This window comes from Arthrobacter sp. Y3221157, assembly GCF_059089865.1.
This window is the reverse complement of sequence record NZ_JBNHFD010000152.1, coordinates 1-4,107: the sequence shown is the minus strand read 5'-3', so window position 1 is coordinate 4,107 and position 4,107 is coordinate 1. Positions and strand designations below refer to the sequence as shown.

Genomic DNA, 4,107 nt, shown 5'->3' with positions numbered 1-4,107 from the left:
AACTCGCTGCCGATCCAGCCCATCAGCGGCGCGCCCACCGCCGTGCCGCCCTGCAGGATGGCCAGGTAGAGCGCCAGCACCCGGCCGCGGAACTGCGGCTCCACGGAGAGTTGGATACTGGTGTTGCAGCTGTTCAGGAACGTGATGGACGCCAGGCCCACGGGGATCAGCACGGCGGCGTAGAGCCAGAACGACGGCGACACGCTGCCCAGGAGCGTGAAGGCGCCAAGGCCCAGCGCCCCGCCCAGCAGGAACCGCAGCCGGGGGCCGGACCGGCGTGCGGCGAGCAGTGCGCCGGCGAGCGTGCCCACAGCCATGATGGAGCCGAGGAGGCCGAATTCGCCCGGCCCGACGCCGAACTCGGTGGTGGCCATCAGTGCGTTGGTGATGGGGAAGTTCATGCCGAACGCGCCCAGGATGCCCACCAGGACCATGATCAGCATCAGGTCCGGGCGTCGCCGGACGTAGTGGACGCCTTCGGCCACCTGGTGCTTGCCTCGTTCGGCCCGGACGGTCGGGACCAGCGCGGAGGTGTTGATCAGGAACAGCGAAATGATTACGGCGGCGTAGCTGGCCGCGTTGAGCAGGAAGACCGGTCCGGTGCCCACCCAGGCGATGAGGGCGCCGGCGATGGCCGGGCCGGTGAGCCGGGCCGTGTTGAAGGAGGCGGAGTTCAGGGCCACGGCGTTGGAGATGTTGTCCTGGCCCACAAGTTCGGACACGAAGGCCTGCCGGGCGGGGGCGTCGATGGCGCTGGCGATGCCCAGGCAGAGGGCCGCCAGGTAGGCGTGCCAGAGTTCGGCGGTGCCGGTCACCACCAGGAGCCCGATGGCCAGGCCGGTGATGCCCATGGCCAGCTGGGTCCAGAGCAGGATCCTGCGTTTGCGGTAGCGGTCGGCCAGGACGCCACCATAGGGGCCGAGCAGCAGCATGGGCAGGAACTGCAGGCCGGTGGTGATGCCGACGGCGGCTCCGTCGTGGTTGGTGAGGACGGTCAGGACCAGCCAGTCCTGGGCGATCCGCTGCATCCAGGTGCCGATATTGGACACCAGCGCGCCGCCGGCCCAGATCCGGTAGTTGCGGTTTTCGAGGGCTCGGAACATGGCGCTCATCGGCCGCTCATCTCCTGCATGATGCGGGCGGCGCGGCTAAGGATCCCGCGGTCCTCTTCGCTGAGTCCGGCCACGCGCTGCGCCAGCCAGGCGGTGCGCTGCTCCCTCGCCTCAGCGAGGACTGCCTTTCCGGCATCGGTGATGTCCACGCGGACCTGGCGGCCGTCGTCGGGATGAGGCGCCCTGGTGACGAAGCCCTGGTCGGCGAGGGCGTTGACGATCCGGGTCATGGACGGCGCCTGAACGTGCTCGCTGTCCGCGAGGGCGCGGAGGGTGCTGGGGCCGTCGCCGTTGAGGAGGGCCAGGACGGTGTACTGGCCGGGGGTGATCACCTCGCCGGTTGCCTCGACGCGGAGCCGGCGCGAGGTGCGCATCACGGCGGTGCGGAGGTCGATGGCGAGGGTGTCGGGGGAGGTGGGGGCTGCCTGGGCGTGGTTTTTCGTTTGGCTGGCGATCATCTGGTCGGCTGCGCCTCCTGGGCGGTAATCGTTAGCAGAGCTAATTAGTTCTGCTAACGATTATGCTCCCGGTTGGTTGCGCAAGGCAAGCATTTTGGTGTTGACGTCCGTCACCCTGCGGGGCTGGCTGCTTCTGCCGCGCGCGCGTAGGCTCTGGAAGACCATGACCGAGCACCAGCCCTACGAACTTGTCCGGCGCTACCCGCACTTCGAGTTGCGCCGCTATCCCGATTACGTCGTAGCCGAGGTGAGAGTCAGGGCGGGCTTCGACCGCGCCGGCAACATCGCGTTCCGCCGCCTGTTCAGCTACATCAGCGGGAACAACAGGGCAGGGAGGAAGCTGGCCATGACCGCTCCGGTGATCCAGGAGAGCGGGGCGTCGCAGAAGCTCGCCCTGACCGCCCCCGTGCTGCAAAGCGGCCCGTTCGACGCGGAAGCCACGGCGCCCGCGGAATATATTGTTGCCTTCGTGCTCCCTGCGGGCACGACGGCGGAAACGGCTCCCGCCCCCACGGACCCCCGAGTCACGGTGCGGGCAGTGCCCGCATCACTTGCTGCAGCGGTGCGTTTTTCGGGCAGCGGCTCACGCCGCGCCTTTGAACGGCACACCGAGGGTTTGCAGGCAGCGCTCGCCCTGGCTGGGCTGACTCCGGTTGGACCTCCCCGGTTCGCCCGCTTTGATCCACCGTTCAAGCCCTGGTTCCTCCGCCGCAATGAGGTGGTCCAGGACGTTGCGGGGCCGTAGGCGGGACGCGCCCCCGGGCGGGGAGAACCCTGCGAGACTGGAGGCCGATCCACCGACGAAAGCAGGTTCCCCTTGATCACTCTTCAGCAGGACGCGGACGGCTTCGTCCGGATGACCCGGCACTACCCGGCGAGCGTCCGCATCAGGATTGCCTTCGCTGACGGCAGCACCGGGGAGTTCTCCGGGCAGGCACTCAACAAGGCCTATGACGCGGCACTGGCGGAGTTCAGGGCGAAGAACGGCCTCGACGCGCGGGGATACGACCGGACAAAGGCCGGGCGCAAGAACCCCGGCAACAAGGTGGACTATGTTCCGGTGCATCCCGGCATGGGGGAGTAGGGGGACGTCCGCGAGTACCGCCGGTCCTCAACCAAAGGAGTAGCCATGGCACCAACCGCCGCTGCTGTACTGCATGACGGCAGCACCATCCCCATCACCATCCAGGGGAGCGGGCCGGACCTCCTGCTGCCGGTGCCACTTGCCGGGCATTCGCCGGAGGAAGCCGAAACCATCCGGCAGTGGGGCGCTGATCCGGACCTGGGGCCGAACCTGGTCCAGGGGCTTTCCGCGGCGAACCGTGTGATCGCCGTGGACTACGAGGCGCACCGGATGGCCTTCCCGGCCCCGGACACGCTGACCCCGGAGAATGTGACCGCCGACCTGCTTGCCATCGCCGACGCCGCGGGCGCAGCCACCTTCGCCTACTACGGCTACTCCTGGCTGGGACTGTGCGGTCTCCAGCTCGCCCTCCTGACTGACCGGCTGGGTGCGCTTGCGATGGGAGGGTTCCCTCCCCTCGAAGGACCGTACAAGAGCATGCTGGCCGTGACCCGGGCTGCCCACGACGCAGCGGCACGGGACGCGGCGGCCCGGGCAACGGGGGAGCTGCCCGTGCCCGCCGCGGAGGTTGAACCAGGGGACTGGGACTCGGCCTCCATCGAGGCCAACGAGGACCAGACCCGCCAGTTCCTCACCCTCTATGAGGCCCTCCAGGATTTCGACGACGCCGCGGCGCCGGTCCCGGCCGGCCTGCCCCGGTTGGCGTTCGCCGGAGCCGAAGACCGGATTGACTACTCGCCGCAGTGGGGCGGCGTGCAGGTGCGGATCGGTGACCCGCTGGCCGCGCATGAGCATGAACTCGTCGAAGCCGGCTGGGACGTCCAGGTTCTGCCAGGCCTGGACCATCTCGGGGCGATGCAGAGCTCCGTTGTCCTGCCGCTGCTCAAGGACTGGCTCCGGAAAGTGGGCTGGGCAGCCTGAACCGTCCGGGTCTGTCCTGCGGAAAATGTTCTGGCCTACGGCGTTTTTCGTCAGGCGCGTTCCACCGGCAGCCATGGTTCGCAGGTTGCCGTGCTGAAGTCGGGGGCGCGGTCCAGTATTCCCACAATGGAGGGCCCGGGCCTCAGTCGCCACGGGTCGGAAGGCGGGCTTGTCTGCGATGCGGGTGTCCATGGGTTTGTTCCCTTCTACGGTCAGGCGAAACCTGGGCTGCGGTTCTGTGCGAAGGGGGCCGCCGTTCCGGCGGACCTCGCCAGGGCCGGCACCATGCACGGCCCGGAAGGCGCGGCTGAATGCCTCCGTTGAGCCCTAGCCATAGCGGACCGCAATGCCCAGCAGGTCGCCGCCGCCCAGGACATCCGCCGCTTCCAGCCGTCCAGTGTGCTGCAGCGCACAGGAAGCAATTACGACGGCGGGTGGGTGTCTGGGTGGGTTGGTGGGTGGTTTTGGCGTGTGTTTACGGGGTTTTGGTGGGGTGGTGGGGCCGGGTTGCGGTGGGGTGGGTGGGGGTGTA

5 protein-coding genes are annotated in these 4,107 nt (G+C 68.5%); 3 read left to right on the top strand and 2 right to left on the bottom strand.

Annotation, left to right across the window (positions count from 1 at the left end; all coding sequences use genetic code 11):
• On the bottom strand, window positions 1-1,112 hold a 1,112-nt coding region (locus AC5RTT_RS19935), incomplete at its 3' end, for an MFS transporter (protein ID WP_494146615.1).
• Window positions 1,109-1,570 (bottom strand): MarR family winged helix-turn-helix transcriptional regulator, encoded by a 462-nt coding sequence (locus AC5RTT_RS19930; RefSeq protein WP_494146614.1) that lies wholly within the window; start codon window positions 1,568-1,570, stop codon window positions 1,109-1,111. The genes AC5RTT_RS19930 and AC5RTT_RS19935, both read right to left, overlap by 4 nt.
• 163 nt (window positions 1,571-1,733) lie before the next feature.
• On the opposite strand from AC5RTT_RS19930, the gene AC5RTT_RS19925 reads away from it, so the two are divergent.
• From AC5RTT_RS19925 to AC5RTT_RS19915, 3 genes are all read left to right on the top strand, one after another.
• Complete coding sequence (locus tag AC5RTT_RS19925) at window positions 1,734-2,315, top strand: SOUL family heme-binding protein (protein ID WP_494146613.1); 582 nt, start codon at window positions 1,734-1,736, stop codon at window positions 2,313-2,315.
• 72 nt (window positions 2,316-2,387) lie between these two features.
• On the top strand, window positions 2,388-2,654 hold the full coding sequence (locus tag AC5RTT_RS19920) for a hypothetical protein (RefSeq protein WP_494052905.1): 267 nt from the start codon (window positions 2,388-2,390) through the stop codon (window positions 2,652-2,654).
• A 45-nt stretch (window positions 2,655-2,699) separates the two neighbouring features.
• Entirely contained in the window at window positions 2,700-3,575 is an 876-nt protein-coding gene (locus tag AC5RTT_RS19915) for an alpha/beta hydrolase (protein WP_494146612.1), read from the top strand.
• The last annotated feature ends 532 nt before the right edge of the window (window positions 3,576-4,107 follow it).

Bases quoted from the DNA above. Each gene is read 5' to 3' on its own strand.
- AC5RTT_RS19915 (WP_494146612.1), top strand. From the start codon at position 2,700: ATGGCACCAACCGCCGCTGCTGTACTGCATGACGGCAGCACCATCCCC.
- AC5RTT_RS19930 (WP_494146614.1), bottom strand. From the start codon at position 1,570: ATGATCGCCAGCCAAACGAAAAACCACGCCCAGGCAGCCCCCACCTCC.
- AC5RTT_RS19925 (WP_494146613.1), top strand. From the start codon at position 1,734: ATGACCGAGCACCAGCCCTACGAACTTGTCCGGCGCTACCCGCACTTC.